A 22,244-nucleotide genomic window follows, 5' to 3' on the forward strand; every position below is an offset into this window, starting at 1 on the left:
TGAGATTTCGAAGGATGATAGCTTTCAGAATTGGTGGGGAACTTGTACATGCTTTTGATATATCGATGGGGAAAAAGAGGAGCATGAGAAGTCTCAGCATTCCCGCCAAAAGGTTGAACAGTCGGCCTTATCCAAAATATTAAACTCGATTATTTTCTCAAGTAATGAGAAATCAACTGGACTATCCCACTGGATACGTACCAACTGCTTGGTGTGATTATAGCCAGCCTGTACAATTAACTCAGAAAAATGATTAATCCCTGCCTTTTCAGGGGCAACGGCTAAATGATGTTTGGCTACGCTAAAGCCAATAATAAATGTGCCGTGATCCGTAAACATAGGCTGATTCCACGCAATTTTTGGCAATAAATTTGGGAAATTCTTGGTTACCCAAGCCAAAACCTCTTCCGTTCGGACCCGATGTTGTGGGTTATCAATATGCGCTAAATATTCTGCAAAAACTTCCATGTTGTTCCCTCCTAAAATAAAAATTATGTCCTGTAATATTCCTCAGCAAGAATAGAGTACAAATATGAATCATGAAACTCGCCTTTGTAGTACCAATGTTCTCGCATTATACCTTCACGTTGCATAACCCTTACCTTGATAATCTGGGTTTAAAATATAACCCATTTCTGCATTAGTATCTTTGACATGAATACCAACACCGCCGATCAGAATTCCAGTGTCTTTCAGACATACGGCTAGTTCGTAGTCTTGTCGTGGCTTTTCCAGCTGTGAGACTAGAACTTGTTCTATATACGCCTTTGTATCTTCTTCTGTATTGGGTCCCCATGCTGTGTGCCTAGTAACTTGAGGCAATGACGTGTAGGTATGTATACTTCCCCAATCGGATCTGCAAATATCACGAATGATGAGCCGATCTGTCTCAAATTGCATAACGATTCCTCCTGTCTATAATTAGCGTACATATTCGTGTTTTCTGAAAAATCTATTAAACCTATTTAAGCAGATCTGATGGGAAAGATTCAAGATTTTGAAAGAAAACGTTAAAGAAGAGTATCGAATTACGTGTTGAACAATGGGAACGAATGAATCCTTTTGCCGCCTGAACGCAAACCGCAAGGGAGGCGTCCGGCAAAAGGCAATCAGAAGATAATGAATGTGGTAATGGAGCAGCCTACGGTTATGGGGTATCTGCTTGTCCTAAAACACCCTGCGAGCTGTTACGAAACGTTTCTTCCATTTACCGTCAAACGTGTCAAAATGAACGCTGCGTTCTTTGGAGAAAGTATGCAGCAATTTGTTGTTCCCTGCATAGATCGCCACATGGCCGATCTCCAGCCCCCGCGCACTGAAGAACAGCAGGTCACCTTTGCGCAGCTCGTTCAGCCCGATCTCTTGGCCTTCTTTGGCCTGATCGTAAGAGACACGGGGGAGGTCGACAGAGAGCGTATGCCGGAACACTTCCCCGACAAAAGAGGAACAATCAAAGGTCGATGTCTGTCCGGTTGCAGCGCCGAATTCATAAGGGGCACCAAGGAATTTCTGCCCGTAGGCGATCAGTTCATCTCCCTGCCGTTCTGCTAGGGAAGTGCTGGTATAGTCACTGTATTTTGGTTTTGCCGATATGTACCCGGTCAGGTTGTTTTTAGTGCGTACTTCCAGCCAGAGGGCATTGAACTCGCGGATGACATGAACCTTTTCACCGGTTGGAATAAGCCGCAGGGAAGGGGAAGTTTCTGATGAATCCGGTTTGCTACGCAGGTTGACTCCGGAAAGAACCGTTGTGAAAAAATCATCAGCGGAGGCAATCCGAATCGTACGGGTTAGGTCGTCCCACTTCACTGTGCTCCCAAGTGCTTCACTCACAAAACGCAGTGGAATCATTGTGTTGCCCTCAACAATCTGTCCGGGAACGTTCAGGGATAGCGTTTTACCGTTGAGGGTGGAAGTGACTTCTCCAATGCGATAGGTCAGCGTCGTGTCGTTTTTGGTTGCTGTTACGGTTTTGCTGGATCCGTTCCAGGAAAGCACAGCTCCTTGCGCTTCAAACAACTGCCGCATGGGAACGAGCGTTGTCCCGTTTAGCAGTAGCGGTTGAGCAGTAAGCTCAAGCGGGCGGTCATCCACATAAACGGTTGTTACTGGAGTTAGCGGTGCCGGCTTGGCGTAAGATGGGGTTGCTTGAAGCAGTGGTACTGCCAGCAGAGCCAGCCATACTTTCTTGTTGATTCTCATGCTGTCATCACCTCGTTGTTAATGTGTTCCTCTAAGTTGTACGATACTGCCTCCGATTAGTTGTGTACCAATTATTGGACTGATTCAAAAAACAAAATAAACAAAAATAAACCAAAGCAATATCTTTGTTTTTATATTGACATCAAAATCAAATAAAGATAGAATTACAATTGTGAAATGTTTCACTTTAGAGTAGTTCTGTATTCAGCGAGGGATCAAAAGTGAATCCTTAGGAGGCAGATTTTTATGAGCGCACATGTATTTTTTGTACCATCTATCAATCTGATGGGAAAAGGCTGTTTGCATGAAGTTGGACCCTATATAAAAGAACTACATTTAAACAAAGCACTGGTTGTGACGGATAAGTTTCTGATGAAGAGTGGAATTGCCGGCAAGGTCACATCCTTGCTGGATGATATAGGCTTGGACTATGCGGTATATGATGAGGTCAAGCCCAACCCGACCTGTAAAAATGTACATGATGGCGTCCAATTTCTACAAGAAAACGGCTGTGACTTTTTAATTTCCATTGGCGGAGGATCCCCACAGGATACGGCCAAGGGAATCGGCATTATTGCTACCAATGGGGGACATATAACTGAGTATGAGGGCGTTCATCAATCCAAGCATAAATCGCTGCCGATTGTTGCTATTAATACAACGGCAGGAACATCCGCAGAAATTACAATCAATTATGTCATTACGGACGAAGAGCGCAAAGTCAAAATGGTTATGGTTGACAAGAATAGCGTAGCTACGATTTCAGTCAACGATCCTGAACTGATGGTAGACAAACCCGCCGCATTAACGGCAGCTACCGGACTAGATGCTTTGACCCATGCCATTGAAGCTTTGGTTACTCGGGGTTCATACCCTGTTACAAATGCGACCGCGTTGGCAGCAGTAGAACTTATTTTTAACAATTTGGCCCGCACGGTGAGCGATGGTCATGATATAGAAGCACGTGAACAAATGGTTTTCGCTATTTTCTTGGGAGGACTTGCATTTAATAATGCCGGATTGGGTTATGTCCATGCTATGGCCCATCAGCTAGGCGGGGTATACGATTTGCCTCATGGGGTTTGCAATGCCATGCTGCTGCCGATTGTGGAAGAGGAGAATGCCAAGCATGTACCAGAGAAGTTTCGTGCCATTGCTAAGGTGATCGGATTTGAAGATAAGGGAAAAACGGATAAAGAATGCGCAGACTATGTAATTCAAAGAATCAAGGACCTGTCGAAGGAAGTAGGGATTCCTGCCAAACTTTCTGAACTAGGTGTAAACGAGGTGGATTTAGATTTGCTTGCCGAAAACTCCATGAAGGATGCTTGCGCTCCGGGCAATCCGTTCATACCTAGCAAAGAACAAGTTATCGAAATGTTTAAGAAAATTCTATAAATCATACTGCTATTATTTTGTTATATACTTTAAGGGCTGTCCCAGGAACTGATCAAGAATACCGGGAACGGCCCTTCTAAAGACAACCCTATAGAACGTAGCGCGGTTAATGGTGGCCTTCCTTTTGGCCTAAGTCATTACAGATTCCCATTTGTCCACTTTTTTACTTAAGAACTCCTGAAGCTCCCCCTCGTTGTTGCTTAGCTTATAAAATAAAGAAAGGGCGACCAGAATCACGTCTGCACATTCCTCTTTGACATCGGAAATATTCAATTGCTTATATTCGCTTCCGTTTGCATTCATATAAGACAGCATGGCTTGAGAGGTTTCTCCTACTTCTTCGGATAGTTTAAGAACCATCTGCTCTAATGTCTTCTTTTCTTGGGTACTCAAGTATTGGATTTTCTTCAATATTTGTTCCATTTAACAAGCTCCTAACTATTTTTAACTTTATTATAACAGACTAAAATCTAGTTCTTTGAAGCATTTCATACGTTAAAATCAGATCAGACTGACTAAATACTTGATATATATAGATGTCTATGTAATAATACTTGTATGTTAAAAAATAATGCAGCTGCACTTGTAGGAACTATTAGGGACTCGATCAATAAATTAATTGTATCTGAGCTCGAATCCTATGGAGTTGAAGGAATCGTACCTACCCATGGTGGAATACTGATGTTCCTGTATCAAACGGATGGACTTTCGATTAAGGAATTGACGCAAAAAATTGCTCGTCAGCAGCCCACAGTCACTGTTTTAATCGACAAGCTAGTAAAATTGGGGTATGTGGAAAGGAAAAAAGAAAGGGAGGATAGCCGAGTTACTCTGATCTATCTTACAGAAAAGGGAAAAGAGCTGGAACCTATATTTGAGGCGATCTCTAATAAATTAAAAGAAACTATTTATGGTGGTCTCAAAGACGAGGAAAAAAAACAACTGGAATATCTGTTGGAGCATATAAAAAACAGGTTTTAAATTTTTTTGAGTAAATGTATAGATATCTATGCAAATGCCAAAATAACAATAAAATATCTGGAGGTCATGAAAATGAAACATCTTATCATCTATGCTCACTCTAACGCTGAAAGCTTTAACCACGCGATACTGGAAACGGTTGTAACTACCTTGAAGGAAAAAGGTGACGAAGTCGTTGTACGCGATCTGTACGCTCTTGATTTTCAACCGGTATTAAAACCTGAGGATACGGCTGCGATGAGAGCTGGACAAACGCCGGCTGATATCAAAGTAGAGCAGGAATATATCTCGCAGTCTGATACGATTACGTTTATTTCACCCATTTGGTGGACAGGTCTTCCTGCGATCCTGAAAGGTTATGTTGATCGTGTATTTGCCTACGGCTTTGCATATACGGCTGGTGCAGAAGGGATTAATAAGCTGCTTACAGGTAAAAAAGGGTTTATCGTGAATACACATGGTACGCCCAACGCGATCTACGATGAAATTGGTATGACCGCAGGATTGAAGCTCACATCAGATACGGGTATTTTTGATTTTGTTGGAATTGAATCGGTCGGTCACTTGCTGCTTGGAAGTATCGGCTACCTTGATGAAGATGGTTACAAAGGATTGTTGAAACAAGTACAAGACACGGTTAAAACGGTGCTGTAAAGTTAGTTCATATTCGTTCAGAAGCGTAGGACATTCTTTAAACGATAAGGTCAACCAGCATTTACGGGTTGGCCTTATCTTACAAATGCTAATACTTTTCCAATATAGTCCAGACAACGATCTGTTCCTGCTTGTTATTATGGGGATATACAAAACTAGACTTCGTACGATTTATTTTGTCATAATATACTATGGCGTTTAGGCTTTGGGCAGAGTCGTAGCTTTGATCCACGAAATGGTTGCCCAATTTATTTTTCACATCCTCAAGTTTCTGAAGTTTGTGGCCACTGATGCTGGAAAATTCGCTCTCGGACAAGGTTTGCAGTTTCATAATCTCTCCACTAGAACTATAGACAATCAAGAAATTTTCAAAATACCTGTGATCGGCATCTTTTGTGTGTTTATCGTTAAAATCGGGGTTCTTTTTATAAGCAGTCAAATCAATCTCCGTAATATTCTTGCTTAGTGGAATATTGTTTATTGACAATTCCGATAGATCCGTTGATTTTACCGACATCTCCGTCCTTAGATCTTTTGTGAAATATGCCATTAAAGCGATCAGGATAACAATACATATAATGAAGCTTTTTTTGGGGATTAGCTTAAGCATAGTTTGAAGACTCCTTCACTATCACAGAGATTAGCATGGTTTATTTTATCGCAAATACTGGAATATACTATTTATTGTATCGAGTCAATGAATGAGATTAAAGTATTTTTTGTTCTCGGCCTGAGAGATCTCTGGAGGTGAAGGGGGAGGATAATAATTCACAAATATTTCATTGTTATTATTGTTGGCAATTCTTTATAGTACATAGTATCCATATTTAGTTTAACGTCAAGATAATGGAATTAATTTCCCCTTACTCCGAGATCATCTGCATGTATCCAGAACAAGAATTACGGCAGCGCTTACGGGAATAAGGAAAAAGGCGATGTGGCAATAGAAATAGAAATGCCTGATGTGGTTAATTGAGCTTTCTTTGAATATGATGAATGCGGATTCTAGTGAAAAATAACATAATGTGAGGGTGTACTGGGTGAGATATAAAATCATAGCAGATAGTTGCTGCGACTTAACGACAGAGCTTAAAGAAAAGATGCAAGTAACTACGATTCCATTAAACATGACATTGGGTGAAAAATGCTTCATAGATGATGATACATTGGACTTGCCTCAGTTTATGGAAGAAATGAAAGCCTGTACAACCAAGATTGGTTCCGCTTCACCGTCACCTATGCTATATAAGGAAGCCTTTCAAGGCGCGCATACTTCTTTTGCCATTACATTATCCAGCAACCTGTCCAGCTCGTATTCCAGTGCATTGGTCGCAAAGGATATGGCGGAAGAAGAAGGGGCAGATGTTCATGTATTCGATTCGAAAAGCGCATCGGCTGGACAACTCTTGTTAGCTCTAAAATTACGCAAGCTGATTGACGAAGGATATCATAAAAGCGAGATTATCTCTTCTTTGGAGAGCTTTATCAGCAAGATGAAAACCTATTTTGTGTTAGAGAATTTGGATAATTTGGTCAAGAACGGACGAATGAATAAAATTACTGGAAAGATACTTTCATTCTTGCATATCAGGCCTATTTTAGGTTCAGACGGTGACGGAAACATCGCATTATTTACTCAAGCCCGTGGTCAGAATCAAATCATTGAAAAGTTGGCAGATACCATTGAAAAAAGTGGTCGGAGTACCGAAGGAGAAAGCATCGTTATTACTCATTGCAATAATCCCGGACTGGCACAAAAGTTAATGAATACCTTGAAGAACCGCTATCAATTTAAAGATATTCATATTGTGCCCACCAGGGGAATTAGTTCAATGTATGCCAATGACAAAGGGATCATTATCGCCTTTTAAAAAGTATTCAGGGTTTATCCTCATGTGATGGATAAACCCTTTTTTAGTATACTGGGGCTTTGCAGGAGCTTAAGCCTATCCCAATTTTCTAATGAGGACAGAGGCATTTATGCTGGCTTGGGTTCCTCCTGCCTGTGTTTGCAGGGTAACAGCAGCAGTAGAGCTATGGTTACGCAGAGTAAGGACATCACCGCATGCCAAAGCAAGGATGGCTTGCCCGGTGTTCTGCTGTGTCCCGGCTCCTGAGCCGTACACGGTTCCCTCAGCCGGTGCGCCATTAATAAAAATGGCGAATTGGTTGGGCTCTACTCCCGACACCGAAAAGCGGACTTCATACTTCCCTGCATCGGCTACAGCAATTTGTGTAGTCCCTGGAAGGTGAGCAATCCCAGGTGTAAGTATGCCGTTCGTATCGAAAATAACCTCCCCTTCAATCGAAACGAGTTGGGGCCTCACATTATAAATGTAACCGAACTGCGCTAAATCACCTGTGAATCTGGAATCCCCTTCAGCATCATGATTAATATTCACACGTACAACTTGCTTTTTGACAATGATGTCTTTACCAAACGATTTCCGTTTTGAGCGGCCTCTTTTTTTGGGGGGCATTTCCTCAAACTTTTTTTCTAGCTTATCAAACCAGGCACGGACAAAAACGTCTTTTTTACGGCCTTTTTTTCGGTTCAATTCAGGACGACCCAATACAAACACCTCCATATGGTTTGTTGTATAGTACTCCATTCATCTAGAGGAGGCATGGATATCTGTCCTGTGTTTCATAGGAAACAATCTATTTTGACTAAAAACAGGCTTCTGTACAAGGTACATTCGTCTAGTATGTAAAAAGTACCTCCAAATGTATCCTTGGTTGTCATCTAAGGATACATTTGGGGTGCCAGTAGTAGGCTAATATCATGATGAAGCGGTTTGAAGCCGCTTTTTGCGTACATATAGGGCGTACAGGATACCGTCAAGCAGGCAAAGGATACAAGCAAATCCCGCCAGTAACCAAGCTGAAGCAACTGCCCCTCCACGATCCATACTGTTTCCAAGCCATAAGGGCAGCAGGGCCCCTCCGACTCCGCCTGCACCGATAAGCAGGCTCGTGGTTGATTCTTCTGTACCTGGCATCATTTTGCTGGCAAAAACAAGAGCGATGGAAAAGATGCCGGACATGCCGAGTCCCAGCAGTACGATAAGGACAAAGGCACCAGCAGTGCCTTGGATCAACGGGAACACACACAGCAGCAGGGTCGCTGCCAGTGAGCTCAGAGCGACAAAGACACCGTAGCCGTATCGATCGGCAATGTAGCCTGTAAATAACCGTCCGAAGGCCATTGCCAACCAAAAGCAGGTGACACTAAGTGCTGCTTCGGCTTGTGTGAGACCGAGTCGCTCGATAAACATGGAGGGCAGGAAATTGGCCAGGCTCATCTCAGTTCCTACGTAGATAAAGAAAAAAACGATAAATAATGCAAGTAGCTTCCAATTGCCTATAGGGCTGCTATTAGAAGCCTTTACGGTAGGTGACTCCAGTGAATTAGTGGAACGCTTATGGTTGTCACCTCGGTGTTCCTGTTCGTCCAATAGAGCGTCCAGTGTGCCGAAGGACCCACGCAGCCAAGCTATAGTGGCTACGGCTGCAAACAAGGAGATGATGGGAAATGCCAGTCGCCACCAACCTAGAGCAATGAATTGGCTAGCGATAGCGGGCATAGCCAAGGCGCCGATCCCGAAAAAGACTTCCAGACGGCTCATAGCCGCGCCCGTTCCTTGAGTAATACCTCCAATAACAATAGTACCAATGAGTGCTTCTACCATCCCAAAGCCAAATCCGGCTACTGCCCCGACGGCATATAGCCAGCCCCAGGGCGGCAGAAGTGAATACAGCACTTCAGCCGCACACAGCAGGAGTAGGGCAAATACCAGACTTCGGCGTTTGCCGAACGTCCGGGCAAGCCACGGTGACAGTAGAACTCCAGCCAGAAAGCCGGAAAATTGAGCGAAAATCAGGCTTCCGCCATCCGTATAGGTTCTACCGTAATGCTCTAGCAACACAGGCAGTAGGGAGCCTACAACCACATGTGCTAGACCAATTAAAAAATAAGACAAGCTGCCGATCCATAGCAGTCGTTTCATGATTAACTCCTTTAGTACTAAATTACCTTATGCAGTAAAGTGAATGGTGTAAGTCAGATTGGATTGATTAGGATAGCTCCAGCACTTGAAAGCCATAGCCTTCAATAGAAATATCTCCTTCCAGGAATTTTCCGCTGATCAGCTCTTTTCCTTTTTGGTCATCCAGATGATATTGCTGTGTCTGGGCATTATGGTTGAGAACAAATAGATACGACTTTCCATCTTTGGACCGCATAGTGGCTTCTATGCCCGCAGGAGCACGCAGCAGGGATGAAATCCCTTTTTGCTCACAAATGTAGCCCAGCAGACCATCAAGGAAAGGTTCCTCAGGGTCAGTAGCGACATACCACGCTTCACCTTGACCAAAGCGATTGCGTGTCAGTACTGGCATGCCCTGATAGAAATCATCGCCGTATTCCGCCAGCACCTCGGCTCCTTCGCTATGCAGCAAGTCGCAGAGCAACCCACACTTATATTCACCTTCTAATACGCCCACTTTTTCTTTCAATATAATGCGGTTGTGTGATTCAGGCAGAAGCGCATCAATTTCCTCCACCCAGATCCCGAGTAAATTACGCAGTTTACCAGGATATCCTCCGGTTGTGACCAGATCATTTTCATTTACAATGCCACTGAAAAAGGTCGTTAAGAAGGTGCCGCCACGCTCTGTGAATTGTTCCAGCTTCTCGGCAGTACCCGGCTTGACCATGTAGAGTACAGGCGCGATAATGAGATCATATTTTTGGAAATCTGTATCCACAGAAATCAGGTCTACCTGTACGTTACGCCGGAAGAGGGTAGCATAATACTTATGCACCTGATCCAAGTATTTCAAGGCGACAGAAGGGCCGCTTGACTTTTCCAAAGCCCACCAATTGTCCCAATCAAACAAAATAGCTACTTTGGCATGAACAGTCGCGTCAAGCAGCGTGTTGCCTAAAGCGCCGAGCTCATTGCCAAGCTGTGCCACCTCGCGAAATACACGTGTGTTCTCATGCCCGGCATGCTCAATTACGGCCCCGTGGAATTTCTCGCAAGCACCGATCGAGCGGCGAAGCTGGAAAAACATGACCGTATCCGCGCCATGTGCTACAGCCTGATAACTCCATAAACGCATAACGCCAGGCCGTTTAAGTGAATTATACGCCTGCCAATTCTGTTGGCTCGGTGTTTGCTCCATCAGCATAAAGGGCTGCCCATCCTTCAAGCCGCGCATCAGGTCGTGCGCCATCGCCGTATAGCTTATCGGGGTATTAGCCCCGGGATAGCTGTCCCAAGATACTATATCCATGTGCTTAGCCCACTTAAAATAATCCAGTTGCTTAAAAAAGCCCATCAGATTGGTTGTTACCACGGCATCGGGAATATGTTTTTTAATCGCGTTATATTCCAGCAGGTAGCAATCCAGCATACTGTCTGAATTGAAGCGCGCATAATCAAGGGATATGCCCTGAAATGTGGAGTGATTTTCTCCCCAATGCTCACTCAGATTATTTGGAGGTACAATTTCATCCCAATCATAGAAGGTGTGACCCCAGAAGGAAGTATTCCACACCCGGTTTAGCTCTTCTAGTGATCCGTATTTTTGTTTGAGCCATACCCGGAACGCTGCGGCACAATTGTCACAATAGCAATCCCCGCCATACTCATTGGATACGTGCCACACGAGGATTGCGGGATGGTCTTTGTATCGCTCTGCAAGTCGGTCAGCCATCTGCTCTGCGTATTTTCGATAGGTTGGACTGTTCGGACAAGAGTTATGTCGTCCTCCGAATTTTCGCTTACGCCCGTCAGCATCGACCCGAAGAATGTCGGGATAACGGGTAGCCATCCAAGCAGGATGCGCTGCCGTACTAGTAGCTAGACAAACGAAGATATCGCTTTCATAAAGATTATCAATCAACTGATCCAGCCACTCAAAATGATATGTGATTTCGTCAGACTGAATTTTAGCCCATGAGAAAACGTTGAGTGTGGCGATATCAATTCCTGCCTGTCTGAACATCCGTAAATCCTCCTGATGCGTGGCCTCATCCCATTGCTCAGGATTGTAATCCCCACCGTAAAATACTTTAGGAAGTTTGCTGCTTATCATGCCAATCACCTCTGTATATAAGAATAATCCTATCTTATAATACAAATAAATGCTTTTAAATATAATAAAATGAACATGTATATAACAATATGGATCTACATGAGAAATAGATACCGCATACGCCGGAGGTGCTTATTATGATTTTGACTCCCCATCATTTGCGATTTTTCCTGACTACTCGTGAGCACTCTTTACCCCTTTTTATTGAAAGTATCGGATTTAATAGCAGACAGGAGGATGTTTCCCGTCCAGAGGGCTATCCTTGCTTTCACTGGATTCAGACGGTGTCAGGTGAGGGGATGTTTACATATAAAGGGGGAACCTTCCGTTTGGGTGAGCAGTCCGGGGTTCTGCTACTGCCTGGTGAAGCCCATGCATACAGACGGGCGACCAAGGTATGGCGAACGTTATACATCACATTTGACGGACCCATCGCCGCGGCTGTATTGACTGCACTCGGATTCAAGCATACGCGAGGGTACCATTGGGACCCGGATAGCGAGCTGCACAGCTTTGGGGAAAACATGCTACACTCCATGGTTAGTGAACGTGATTTGTCTGGATTAGATGCTTCGGCCAATATGTACCGTTTTCTGACTCTGCTGCGTAAACATGGACAACATAGCTCGATGCCTTCCTTATCTCATAATGTGGAACGTTTAACCCCTGTACTGACCTTTATGGAGCAAAATTATGCCAGCCCAGATGTGGGTTTAAGGGATATGGCTGTTATGGTGAATGTCAGCGCTCGTCATTTAAATACATTGTTTAAGCAAGCGTTCGGTGTGACTTCGTATGCTTATCTGATTGTAATTCGGTTGCGGAAGGCTAAGGAAATGATGACAGAGTATCCGCAATTAACGGTAAAGCAGATTTCGGAGCGCGTAGGCTTCCGAGATGTCAGTCATTTTGTGGCAACTTTCCGCCGGGCGGAAGGAATTACGCCGGAAAGGTTCAAAATACTGTATAAATAAGGGTATTTTATCGAAATACTCTTTCTTACTCGGGAATGCTCTTTTTAGGGAGCATTCCTTATTGTTTTTTTCTGGATGAGGGAGTATAAAATAATAGTTCATTTGTTTCATCAATCTGATGTGCAGGTGACATAATAAATATACGATTCATAGTTCTTTTGCAAAACCCTCATCCAAAGAAGGAGTCAACGAAATGCTAAGTAAAGTCAAAAGGTTATTAATCGGTCGTCCGCGAAAATCGACGGCCCTTGAAGATGAGAAACTGAATAAGCTCAAGGCACTGGCCATTCTGTCCTCAGATGCATTGTCCTCTGTAGCTTACGGAACGGAGCAGATTCTGCTGGTTTTAATTACAGCGGGCTTCGCTGCCCTATGGTATTCCATCCCTATATCCATTGCGGTATTGGGTTTGCTTATCATTCTGATCCTGTCGTATAGACAGACCATTTTTTCCTATCCTGGTGGTGGGGGAGCCTACATTGTTGCACAGGACAATTTAGGAAAGAGTCCGAGTCTGATTGCAGGCGGCTCTCTGCTGGTCGATTATATTCTAACGGTAGCTGTTAGCTCATCGGCAGGTACAGATGCCATTACATCGGCGTTCCCATCGTTACATGATCATCGAATCGCAATTGCTTTAGTGATGATTATCTTTTTGACTATTATGAACTTGCGCGGGGTGACGGAATCTGCCTCGGTGCTGGCTATACCGATTTACTTATTTGTTGTTGCCATTTTTGTTCTGATTATTAGTGGTATCATTCACTATCTGGCAGGAGGAGCCCATGCGGCGGCGCCGCAATTTGGAGCTACGGTATCTAACGTCAGTCTGTTTCTCTTACTAAAAGCATTTAGCTCGGGCTGTTCGGCGCTAACCGGTGTAGAAGCTGTCTCAAATGCCATTCCGAACTTCCGCAAGCCTGCTGCCAAAAATGCGGCAACTACATTGATGATGATGGGCTTGATTCTCGGCTGTATGTTTATCGGAATTAGTTTGCTGGCTTATTGGTACGGTGTTCGTCCTAATCCGCAAGAAACAGTGATTTCGCAAATTGCGAATGCTACTTTTGGGCGCGGTGTGATGTATTACATCATTCAAGGCGTGACGGCGCTTATCTTGTTTTTGGCGGCCAACACAGCTTATTCGGCCTTTCCGTTGCTGGCTTTTATGCTCGCGAAAGACAAATACATGCCGCATATGTTCATGGTTCGTGGAGATCGACTCGGCTATTCTAACGGCATCCTGTTTCTGAGTATCTTCTCGGCATTGCTGGTCATCGTTTTTGGTGGCAACACAGAAAACCTCATCCCGCTTTATGCCGTAGGGGTATTTATTCCGTTTACCCTGTCACAGCTTGGTATGATGATTCGGTGGATTCGGCTCAAACCAGCTGGCTGGGTCGTCAAATTGGCTATTAATACGGTTGGGATGCTAACCACGCTGTCAATTACGCTTATCTTTATCTTTACTAAGTTTAGCCAGGTATGGGTAGTCTTTATCTTCCTGCCTTTGGTATTATATTTCTTTATGAAGATTAATAAGCATTACAAAAATACGGCTGAACAGCTGCGCATTGATATCACACAGGACAAACCTATGGTCAAAGGCAACACGATTATTATTCCGGTGGCAGGCATTACACGAGTCGTCATGAATACCATCAGCTATGCCAAAACCCTGTCGGACAATGTGGTTGCCGTATATGTAGGTGTGGACGATGAAGCGATTCAAAAAATGGAACAGAAGTGGGAAGAGTGGGATGTAGGTATACGTTTAGTAGTGCTGAGATCCCGTTATCGCAGTATCATTAATCCGCTCCGCAAGTTCATTGATACAGTAGAGTGGAAAAAAGCAGACGAGGATCATATTACAGTTCTCATTCCACAATTTATCACTAAACACTGGTGGGAAAATATACTGCATAATCAGACCAGTTTGCTGATGAGAGCCTATTTGATTAACTACAAAGATGTCATCGTAACGACCGTACCTTTTCATTTAAACAAATAGGGAACAGCTGCTTATAGCATGATAAAATCAACACTTTTTGACCGCATCTTGGTGTGGTCAGAGGGTGTTTTTTTACATAATGGGGATATTTACTTGAGTGATACATTTTGTGTATTATAGATACAAAATGTATCATTTGAATTTGTTATGGAGGGATACGATGCCCGAAGACAAGGGGAAGATGGAACAAGATAAGTTGCAATTTGTAGATACGCTAAGGGCGCTGGCGATTATGGGAGTGTTACTTGTGCATGTCAGTCAGCATGTGGACGGATTAAACGGTTGGTTGCAAAAAGGCTTGAGCATAGGAGCCAAAGGAGTCGCTTTATTTTATATGGCCAGCGCTTTTACGCTGTTTTTATCCCTAAGCAGGCGTTCGAGTGACAAGAGAGAAGGAATGGCGGCCTACCTGTTGCGTCGTTTTTTTCGGATTGCACCCTTGTATTACGTGATGCTAGGAATCTATTTAGCTGTGAATGGGACGGGTCCACGATTTTGGCTTGGGGATCAGGAGGGGGTTACTGCCACTAATATTGCAGCCCATGTTCTGTTTTTGAACGGTCTCAATCCGTATTGGATCAACAGCATTATCGGTGTGGAATGGTCCATTGCGGTGGAATGCATGTTTTATCTGTTTATCCCTCTCTTATTTAAGTTGACTCGATCGGTTCGCCATGCGACTTGGTTTGTCATGATGGTGCTTGTGGCAAGCTTTGGGCTAAATACGGTGTTTGCTCAATATCCACTAATTAGTGATCACTCTTTATGGGGGCACTATTTGTATTTATGGTTTCCGAATCAGTTGCCTGTCTTTGGACTGGGTATATTGTTGTTTTTCATTTGGAAAGACGAGCGTCATTGGAAAAGTGTAGACGCGCTCAGTGGCGGCTTGCTGCTTGGTACTGTGCTGTTTGCGTTTTTTGGAGGTATGGCGGATTATCTCTTAGGTGTCGGGTTGCTGCTGGGAGCGTATGCTTTGTATCATTGGCAGCCGATGTGGCTGCTTAATCAGGTGTGGTCATGGATCGGCCGCCTCAGCTATAGCATGTATTTGACGCATATGCTGGTCCTGGGGCTAATCATACAGATTAAATTACCGTTTGCTCCTTTGGTCAGCCTCACACTTATGTTCATCATGACGTTGCTAATCACCGCTGGACTTTCCTGGTTTACCTACATATGGATAGAACAGCCCGGCATCCGATTGGGGAAAAAGCTTATATCACGTATAAAATCTGTACGCAAGCAGGAAGATTCGGTCAAAGAAAGTGTTGCCTAGTTGCAACTTGAAGCAGCATCAGATAACATTTGGTTGAAGTGCTTGAATAAATCTACGAAATTATTGAAAAGACCCCTTGAAAAGTAGCTCCCAGCCCTTTATATTCGATGTACATCCAAGTTTTTGAATACACCGATGAGGTTTGTTGGAATTGTAAAGGAGATGCACGTATGCTTTTGGAGCCACTCGGCTTTTTATTTTTCTCTACACTGGAAGGAGTAGCTGTTTTTGCGCTAATTTTAAGTATCTTTAAAGTTAGAATGACTCCCTATCTATGGCAGGCTATTTTTGTAAACCTGATTATGAACCTGCAAAGTTATTTGCTCCGAGAGGAATTTTCACTTTCATATTTGGTACCTGTCATTAATATGCTGCTTTTTATTTTTTTACTTGCTACGGTGGTGAAGATCCCGATTGTTTGGTCAGGTATTATGACAGTTACCGGTTATTTTGCATATGCCGTTATTCAATCGGTACTCCTGAAGGCTATGTTCGGTAACCTGCCGATTTCTGAGCTGCAGAACGGGTCCTTGAAGGGCTATCTGTTACAAGTGGTTAGCGCAGCAACAGGACTACTTATTTCATTTATATTGTATCGAAAAGAGATCGGCTTTTCCCCAAATTTCAAAAAGCTTAAGTTCAAAGAGGAATATGGCATTGTTATTACCTTGATCATTCTGTCTCTCATTTCAACCTCTATTGTGCTTTACTATAGCGAAGTATGGTTGAGTATGATATTTTTTGCACTGGTATCGGGATTTTTTATCTACTACGCAGTCGGAAAGGAATACCGAGATGATTGAAATGATGGCCTTTAAACTTGCTAACCAGATTAAACGTATTGTGCCTGATCATCCGGCCTCCGTCCCAGTGCTTAAATACGCACTTGCTCTCATTCTGAATGCGTCTATGATCATCTTGTTGACACTATTCGCCTCATTCTTCACGGGGCGGATGGTAGAAGCTGCAACGATTCTCGTTGCTTTTGCTTTGCTGCGCCAAGTATCTGGTGGTATTCACTTGAAAACGGGTATGGCATGTGTGTTGGTGACCTCTGTAGCTTTTACATACATATCTTGCATTTCCTTAAATAATGGGTTGACAAACCTGTTTAACGGAATCGCGCTCATTCTTGTTTTATGCTTTGCCCCGTCCAGAATTGAAAAGCAGTCGCGCATTCCAGTCCGGTTTTATCCCCTCTTGCGATTGTTATCCTCCTTGCTTGTATGTACAAATTTTGTTATTGGTTCTTCTGTAGTGGCTGTTGCTTTTTTGCTTCAAAGCCTAACATTGATTCGGGGAAGGAGGTGAGTGGAATGATGAAAAAAGTAGTATACGGGTTAGCCACATCGTTGTCTATGTTTGCGACATTTGCTGTATCGGTGGCAAGTTATGTGTATGTTTATCAAGGGGATACACCCGAAGAACTGCTGAAATAAGCAAAATGCAGATTAGAAAAAATAATACATAAAGCTGCTTTAAAGCAGCTTCTTTTTATGTAAAAAAACAGGCGCTCTACGAAAGAGCGCCCGAATGGGAGAGGAGAAACCGGACGAAGAGCTTATGGGGAAACGTAAGTCTTCTCCGCGGTTGTCTACGACATTGGTTGAATGCCGATATCCTAAGGATGCCCAGGAGATGGTTTTTTATACCTGCTTCATCACTAAGTTTTTCAAACGGCGGTGCATGTGGTACGATAACGTCATAATCTTTATATGGTTATGAACACATATAGAAAATAGGTGAGTTTCAGCGTGAGAGTGGTATCGGGTAGTGCCAAAGGAAGGCCGTTAAAGGCAGTTCCCGGCACCGGGACGCGACCGACCACGGATAAGGTCAAGGAAGCGCTATTTAGCATGATAGGTCCTTATTTTGATGGAGGAGTCGCGCTTGATTTGTTTGCTGGCAGTGGCGGCCTGGGGATAGAGGCGCTTAGTCGGGGAATGGACAAGGCAGTTTTTATTGATATGGAATCCAAAAGCATTGATGTCATTAAAGAAAATTTGCGAAAAACTGGATTGGAAGGAAAGGCAGAAGTGTTCCGCAATGATGCCGGACGAGCGCTCAAGGCGCTGGCAAAACGTGGAGCTCTTTTTGATGCTGTTTTTCTGGACCCGCCTTATCGTCTCAAGCACGGGGATGAATTGATGAGCCGCATGGCAGAGTTGGACTTGCTTCGTTCAGGTGCAATCATCGTACTGGAGTATGAATCGGGACATGAGTATCCGATAAGTTTCGGACCGTTTGAACAGGTTAGAAAAGCGGTCTATGGTGAAACGGCGTTATCCATTTATCACTTTGCAGATGATGCTTTGTCAGACGCCGAAGAACATACAGAAGCCGAAGGGGGCAAATTCGGCATCACCGAATCAGACGGGGAGGACCATCATGATTGAGCACAAACCACGTGTTGCCGTATATCCGGGAACCTTTGATCCCGTGACGATGGGGCATCAGGATATTATTCAAAGAGCGGCCCGACAGTTTGATTTACTGATTGTCGCGGTTCTTAACAATATTAGTAAAAATCCGCTGTTTTCACTTGAGGAGCGAATGGAGCTGCTGCGGACGGTAACTCGCGATATTCCGAACGTTGAAGTGGACAGCTTTCGTGATTTGACAGCTAATTATGTACGTCAAAAAGGGGCTCAGGTTATTGTCAGAGGAATCCGGTCAGTGACCGATTTTGAATATGAGCTGCAATTGGCCTCTACAAATCATAAGCTGAACCCGGATGCGGAAACGATCTTTATGATGACCAATCCGGCTTATTCATATCTGAGTTCCAGTATGGTGAAGGAAATTGCGCATTTTGATGGCAAGGTCGTAGATCTGGTGTCACCAGAGGTGGAAGACGCACTGCGTGCAAAGGTTAGCGCGAATCGCGGTGGCTCCACCATGAAGTCATAAAGGAAACGGCGAGCAGAGCAAGTATAATCGTACTTAGAAATACGACGGACAGTACGGTCAGTTGCCAGGGGTACATGGATGTTCCTTCTATTTGTGTTAATAAACTGCTGGCTCCGACCATGACAGATTGTACACCAGAGTCATTTACACTTTCCGAAAAAGAAGATACAGAACTGCGACTGATGTAAGCAGGAATTGTATTACTGACAATGTGGCTAAGCGGAGTCCATGCCGCCAAGGTCAGTCCAAAAGCAATGATCCCATGGAGCACTCGTGATAAGGTGAAGGTGATGCCCTTGTCGGAAGGTCTGGTGACGGCGGTAATTTGAAGCCAGCCGCACAAGCCGCCCCAGCCTAACACAGCGCTGATCAGCGCTGCTTGTGTACGGAGATCGTTGGGCAGACGGCTGATTTCATAGGAACCCAGATGGATTTCCATCCAGGCAGGCCACACCATAGAAAGCGTCACTTGACCTGAGTATAGGGTTAGCAGCCGAATCAGTACGGAAAAGAAAATAATGAATCCACCTGTCACCATCAGCGTCTGTACAGCATGGGATACGGTTTCGCCTAACAGTTTTCCAAAACTGCGACCGTCCCGTTCTTTGGCAGAGCGGGTAGCTTCCCATGCGGATCGGATCAGAGAGGTGGTAGTGCGGGAAACAGAAGCGCGCCGGATGGCAGCTGGCGTTTCCCGTTTTTTCGATTTTCTGGACGATTCAGGTAATCTGGCTGTGATCCAGCCTGCCAGCAGCCCAGAAATCCAGTGAACGGCAAGTAACAGCCCGCCTACAGCAGCATTGTGCAGCAGTCCTGTGCCAATGACGAGCAGGATCGTAATCGGATTGCAGAAATGAGCGATAGCGGTCAGACGTCGAAGCTGAAGCGGGGTCATATCCTCCTGCTGTGCCCATTGGCGTACCGCTTCCGCAGCAGCCGGGAATCCCGCAGTTAGGCCGAGGGCCAACACCCAGCCGCTTCGTCCCGGCAGCCGAAACCAAAATCGCATGAACGGCTCCAGCAGAACACCTAGACCATGTACCAGACCAAAGGCGATGAGCATTTCAGATAGCATCAAAAAGGGCAGCATGGCCGGGAAAATAATGCTCCACCATAACTTAAGCCCCTGGGTAGAGGCTTGAAATACTTCTTCTGGTGAGGCGACAATAGCCACTACAAGCAAAATGGCTCCGAGGCCAAGCAGCAAGGTTGTCCAATAAGGAGCAGGGCGGGCTTCCTTTTGCATCAAAGAGTTCACCTCTCATAAATATACTAAGGAGAGTCGGATGCTGTCTCCAGCGTTTATTCACGTTCATTGTCTGGGTAGAGGTTGCTCGTACACGTTGTCGTAAACAATGTATGCTTTTTTGGAAGGCTTGAGAACAGGTGGTGCAAAGGCACTTGGGTAAGATAGGAGAAGTTAGGCTGCAAGGGGGAGAAGCAATGATGCAAATTAACCGGAAAAGAGCCTTTTTTACAACCGGTTATGTCTTAATACTGGCTGCAATGGTCTATGTGCTGGTTTATATGCCAACCCCTTATCTGATCTATGGACCAGGTGGGGCAAACGAGATCAAGCCGATGGTTAAAGTACAGGAAGGGGATAGCAGCGAACGGGGGAGTTTTATGATGACGACGGTATCGGCGAGATATGCCAATGTCATCATGCTAGCTATGTCCAAGCTGGACAGCAACTCGGAGATTCAGCGCAAAGAGGATCGTCTGCATGGCAGAAGTGAAGATGAATATGCAGCAGAGCAGGTATGGTATATGGGGGATTCCCAATCTTCCGCGATGGAGGCTGCCTATACCCGTGCTCATGTTCCCTATCGCATTGTGCCGGATTATGTGTATGTATTTAAGGTTCCGGGACCAAACAGCGTGTTTGAGCCCGGAGATGAAATATTAGAGTTGAACGGTACGAGGGTAACTGATAATCATTCCATTCGGAAGGCCTTGGAGGATGAGAAACCGGGGACGCTGGCTAAAGTGAAGCTAAAGCGCGATGGAAAGTTGCTGGCAGTGCAAGCTCCATTAACAACCATCACGGACAGTGAGACGGGAAAAGAACGTTCCGGGTTTGGTGTCAGTATTGCCACGGTACAGAAGGTAGAGCCGAAGGATGGACGTAAAACGATTCATTTTACATCCACGGATGTCGGTGGTCCTTCAGCAGGTTTGATGTTTACTATGGAAATCTATAACCAGCTGACACCAGGTGACTTAAGTAAGGGATATCGTGTAGCCGGTACGGGTACTATTGATAAGGACGGTCAGGTTGGAGCGATTGGTGGTGCCAAGTATAAAATTGTCGCTGCTGACCGTCAGGGCGCGGAATTGTTTTTCGTCCCGGCGGATAATTATAAAGAGGCTAAAGCCAAAGCAGAGCAAATCGGAACCCAGATGAAGCTTGTCCCGGTTCGCAAGCTTGGCGATGCGCTGAATTATATGGAAAAGCTGCCTATTAAACCATAACGGGGGGCCGCAAGTAATCAGCATACATGTGACGGATGGCGGGACGCGGCATCCCGGCTGCATGTATGGCGGCGGCGGCAGTATCCCAGTCCAGATGGGCATGTGACCCGGCAGACGGCTTGACCCATACTGGCAGGGCGGCTGTGTCTTTCATTTGCGCCAGCAGCTTGCGTCCAGCCCTGTTAAAGCCGAGCACGCGGATATAGCCGGGACCTTTCGCCAGCTCAGCGGGAGTCATATCGGCTTTGGCATGATTCAGCAAAATATGTGTACACATTCGCTGAAGCTTCGTACGAGTATAGCGTTTTGTCTTGACAGCGGCAAACAGAGCCTCCACAGAGGGCTGGGGCAGCGTGTACAGCGATTGCTGCAGACGGTGCTCCAGTCCTTCGGTGACCTCGTGCAGCTCCGCCAGCTGCTGCGGGCTCCGCGTGATCAGGGCGTTCAGCAGTGGCTGGCAGAACGCTTCCCAATGCAGCGGCGCGCGTTCTTCTTGCCACTCGCGCTGTAAAATCTCCAGGGTCGCCGCAGGTACGTACGGCGATGCGGCCTCCGGCCCGCCGTCCAGCAATAGACGGCGGATGGCCGTGGCGCTGGCGATGACTCCGTCCGCAGGAGCCACGGCTTCGTGGTAGCCCGATCCCGTGCGGGTTACCGTGAAGGGCTTGATCGTGCTGCCCAGTCGTTCCAGCGCAATCAAGTAATGCAGCCCCAGCGTATTGTTGGGCTGCTGCATGAGAGCGGCGAGAGCAGCGCCGTCCGCTCCTTCGGCCGCCAGCGCGGCTGCGGCTCCCGCGTAGGCGGCGGGATAGCTCGCGCCCTTGCTCAGGCGCTGGGCGATGCCGGCCTTGAGTTCGGCCGGCTCTGCCGCCAGCACGCGAGCCAGCGTGTGCAGCGGGGCGATGTCTCCGCTCTCGCTGCCGAAGCAGAGCGCGTCGACGATGCCCGTCGCGCACAGCAAGGTCACCGCGCCGCGGGCAAACCATTCTGCGGGCTGGACAGCATAGGCTACAGGCAGCTCCAGAACCAGGTCTACGCCCATGGCGAGTGCCATTTCGGTGCGCGACCATTTGTCTGTAATCGCGGGTTCGCCCCGTTGAAGGAAGGGACCACTCATCACAGCCACCGTGCGCTGTGCACCAGTGATACGAAGAGACTCCTTCCAGTGATGGACATGTCCGTTATGCAGGGGATTATACTCTACAATGATACCGAGTGTTTTCAAAACTGTATGTCGGCTCCTTTCTTTAGTAGC

The 22,244-nt window shown here is 45.6% G+C and carries 22 protein-coding genes and 1 pseudogene; 13 read left to right on the plus strand and 10 right to left on the minus strand.

Going from position 1 to position 22,244, the window contains the following annotated elements:
- Positions 1 to 93: 93 nt before the first annotated feature.
- The 3 genes and pseudogenes from ACU1JV_RS11015 to ACU1JV_RS11025 all read right to left on the minus strand — a co-directional run bounded on the left by ACU1JV_RS11015 (position 94) and on the right by ACU1JV_RS11025 (position 2,202).
- A complete protein-coding gene (locus tag ACU1JV_RS11015; protein ID WP_264217277.1) occupies positions 94 to 468 on the minus strand; it encodes an iron chaperone in 375 nt (124 codons plus the stop codon).
- A gap of 23 nt (positions 469 to 491) precedes the next feature.
- A pseudogene (locus tag ACU1JV_RS11020) lies at positions 492 to 900 on the minus strand (GNAT family N-acetyltransferase).
- A 267-nt stretch (positions 901 to 1,167) separates the two neighbouring features.
- Positions 1,168 to 2,202 carry a stalk domain-containing protein gene (locus ACU1JV_RS11025; RefSeq protein WP_413985950.1) on the minus strand — a complete coding sequence of 345 codons (1,035 nt, stop codon included), beginning with the start codon at positions 2,200 to 2,202 and terminating at the stop codon, positions 1,168 to 1,170.
- A 246-nt stretch (positions 2,203 to 2,448) separates the two neighbouring features.
- Between ACU1JV_RS11025 and ACU1JV_RS11030 the strand changes: the two genes are divergently transcribed.
- Positions 2,449 to 3,600: an iron-containing alcohol dehydrogenase gene (locus ACU1JV_RS11030; RefSeq protein ID WP_413985951.1), complete on the plus strand. Its 1,152-nt coding sequence runs from the start codon at positions 2,449 to 2,451 to the stop codon at positions 3,598 to 3,600.
- A 129-nt stretch (positions 3,601 to 3,729) separates the two neighbouring features.
- Here the strand turns inward: ACU1JV_RS11030 and ACU1JV_RS11035 are convergent, their stop codons facing one another.
- On the minus strand, positions 3,730 to 4,023 hold the full coding sequence (locus ACU1JV_RS11035) for a MazG-like family protein (protein ID WP_264217273.1): 294 nt from the start codon (positions 4,021 to 4,023) through the stop codon (positions 3,730 to 3,732).
- Between the two features lie 135 nt (positions 4,024 to 4,158).
- On the opposite strand from ACU1JV_RS11035, the gene ACU1JV_RS11040 reads away from it, so the two are divergent.
- Positions 4,159 to 4,581, plus strand: coding sequence for a MarR family winged helix-turn-helix transcriptional regulator (locus tag ACU1JV_RS11040; protein WP_014599652.1), 423 nt, complete (start codon positions 4,159 to 4,161; stop codon positions 4,579 to 4,581).
- 72 nt (positions 4,582 to 4,653) lie between these two features.
- Positions 4,654 to 5,235, plus strand: coding sequence for an NAD(P)H-dependent oxidoreductase (locus tag ACU1JV_RS11045; RefSeq protein ID WP_013370615.1), 582 nt, complete (start codon positions 4,654 to 4,656; stop codon positions 5,233 to 5,235).
- A gap of 88 nt (positions 5,236 to 5,323) precedes the next feature.
- Here ACU1JV_RS11045 and ACU1JV_RS11050 read toward each other — a convergent pair whose 3' ends face one another.
- Positions 5,324 to 5,845, minus strand: coding sequence for a peptidase M56 (locus tag ACU1JV_RS11050; RefSeq protein ID WP_413985952.1), 522 nt, complete (start codon positions 5,843 to 5,845; stop codon positions 5,324 to 5,326).
- A gap of 430 nt (positions 5,846 to 6,275) precedes the next feature.
- On the opposite strand from ACU1JV_RS11050, the gene ACU1JV_RS11055 reads away from it, so the two are divergent.
- Positions 6,276 to 7,106: a DegV family protein gene (locus ACU1JV_RS11055; protein ID WP_013370617.1), complete on the plus strand. Its 831-nt coding sequence runs from the start codon at positions 6,276 to 6,278 to the stop codon at positions 7,104 to 7,106.
- Positions 7,107 to 7,181: 75 nt separating this feature from the next.
- Here ACU1JV_RS11055 and ACU1JV_RS11060 read toward each other — a convergent pair whose 3' ends face one another.
- From ACU1JV_RS11060 to ACU1JV_RS11070, 3 genes are all read right to left on the minus strand, one after another.
- Positions 7,182 to 7,808 (minus strand): BclA C-terminal domain-containing protein, encoded by a 627-nt coding sequence (locus tag ACU1JV_RS11060; RefSeq protein WP_413985953.1) that lies wholly within the window; start codon positions 7,806 to 7,808, stop codon positions 7,182 to 7,184.
- A 210-nt stretch (positions 7,809 to 8,018) separates the two neighbouring features.
- Positions 8,019 to 9,245: an MFS transporter gene (locus ACU1JV_RS11065; protein ID WP_413985954.1), complete on the minus strand. Its 1,227-nt coding sequence runs from the start codon at positions 9,243 to 9,245 to the stop codon at positions 8,019 to 8,021.
- Between the two features lie 67 nt (positions 9,246 to 9,312).
- Positions 9,313 to 11,340: a beta-galactosidase gene (locus tag ACU1JV_RS11070; protein ID WP_413985955.1), complete on the minus strand. Its 2,028-nt coding sequence runs from the start codon at positions 11,338 to 11,340 to the stop codon at positions 9,313 to 9,315.
- Positions 11,341 to 11,477: 137 nt separating this feature from the next.
- Here ACU1JV_RS11070 and ACU1JV_RS11075 point away from each other — a divergent pair, with 137 nt between their 5' ends.
- The 8 genes from ACU1JV_RS11075 (at position 11,478) to coaD (ending at position 18,514) form a co-directional block, all read left to right on the plus strand.
- The gene (locus tag ACU1JV_RS11075) at positions 11,478 to 12,314 is read left to right on the plus strand and encodes an AraC family transcriptional regulator (protein WP_413985956.1); all 837 of its coding nucleotides are present in this window, start codon (positions 11,478 to 11,480) and stop codon (positions 12,312 to 12,314) included.
- A 193-nt stretch (positions 12,315 to 12,507) separates the two neighbouring features.
- The gene (locus tag ACU1JV_RS11080) at positions 12,508 to 14,325 is read left to right on the plus strand and encodes an APC family permease (protein WP_413985957.1); all 1,818 of its coding nucleotides are present in this window, start codon (positions 12,508 to 12,510) and stop codon (positions 14,323 to 14,325) included.
- Between the two features lie 160 nt (positions 14,326 to 14,485).
- On the plus strand, positions 14,486 to 15,604 hold the full coding sequence (locus ACU1JV_RS11085; protein ID WP_058710938.1) for an acyltransferase family protein: 1,119 nt from the start codon (positions 14,486 to 14,488) through the stop codon (positions 15,602 to 15,604).
- 170 nt (positions 15,605 to 15,774) lie between these two features.
- Positions 15,775 to 16,407 (plus strand): hypothetical protein, encoded by a 633-nt coding sequence (locus ACU1JV_RS11090; protein WP_058710937.1) that lies wholly within the window; start codon positions 15,775 to 15,777, stop codon positions 16,405 to 16,407.
- The gene (locus ACU1JV_RS11095) at positions 16,400 to 16,915 is read left to right on the plus strand and encodes an accessory gene regulator ArgB-like protein (protein WP_413985958.1); all 516 of its coding nucleotides are present in this window, start codon (positions 16,400 to 16,402) and stop codon (positions 16,913 to 16,915) included. The genes ACU1JV_RS11090 and ACU1JV_RS11095 overlap by 8 nt, the downstream gene beginning before the upstream one ends.
- A 5-nt stretch (positions 16,916 to 16,920) precedes the next feature.
- The gene (locus ACU1JV_RS11100) at positions 16,921 to 17,043 is read left to right on the plus strand and encodes a cyclic lactone autoinducer peptide (protein ID WP_013370626.1); all 123 of its coding nucleotides are present in this window, start codon (positions 16,921 to 16,923) and stop codon (positions 17,041 to 17,043) included.
- A 315-nt stretch (positions 17,044 to 17,358) separates the two neighbouring features.
- Positions 17,359 to 18,000 (plus strand): 16S rRNA (guanine(966)-N(2))-methyltransferase RsmD, encoded by a 642-nt coding sequence (rsmD, locus tag ACU1JV_RS11105; RefSeq protein WP_025679487.1) that lies wholly within the window; start codon positions 17,359 to 17,361, stop codon positions 17,998 to 18,000.
- Positions 17,993 to 18,514: a pantetheine-phosphate adenylyltransferase gene (coaD, locus tag ACU1JV_RS11110; protein ID WP_013370628.1), complete on the plus strand. Its 522-nt coding sequence runs from the start codon at positions 17,993 to 17,995 to the stop codon at positions 18,512 to 18,514. Before rsmD ends, coaD begins: the two co-directional genes overlap by 8 nt.
- On the opposite strand, the gene ACU1JV_RS11115 is transcribed toward coaD, so the two are convergent.
- On the minus strand, positions 18,477 to 19,760 hold the full coding sequence (locus ACU1JV_RS11115) for a nucleoside recognition protein (protein WP_413985959.1): 1,284 nt from the start codon (positions 19,758 to 19,760) through the stop codon (positions 18,477 to 18,479). The two genes, coaD and ACU1JV_RS11115, sit on opposite strands and share 38 nt — an antisense overlap.
- Positions 19,761 to 19,957: 197 nt before the next feature.
- On the opposite strand from ACU1JV_RS11115, the gene ACU1JV_RS11120 reads away from it, so the two are divergent.
- Complete coding sequence (locus ACU1JV_RS11120; RefSeq protein ID WP_040101586.1) at positions 19,958 to 20,989, plus strand: SepM family pheromone-processing serine protease; 1,032 nt, start codon at positions 19,958 to 19,960, stop codon at positions 20,987 to 20,989.
- Here the strand turns inward: ACU1JV_RS11120 and ACU1JV_RS11125 are convergent.
- On the minus strand, positions 20,979 to 22,214 hold the full coding sequence (locus tag ACU1JV_RS11125; RefSeq protein ID WP_413985960.1) for a nucleotidyltransferase: 1,236 nt from the start codon (positions 22,212 to 22,214) through the stop codon (positions 20,979 to 20,981). The genes ACU1JV_RS11120 and ACU1JV_RS11125 overlap by 11 nt on opposite strands.
- Positions 22,215 to 22,244 lie beyond the last annotated feature (30 nt).

It is taken from the genome of Paenibacillus sp. T2-29 (genome assembly GCF_052921365.1).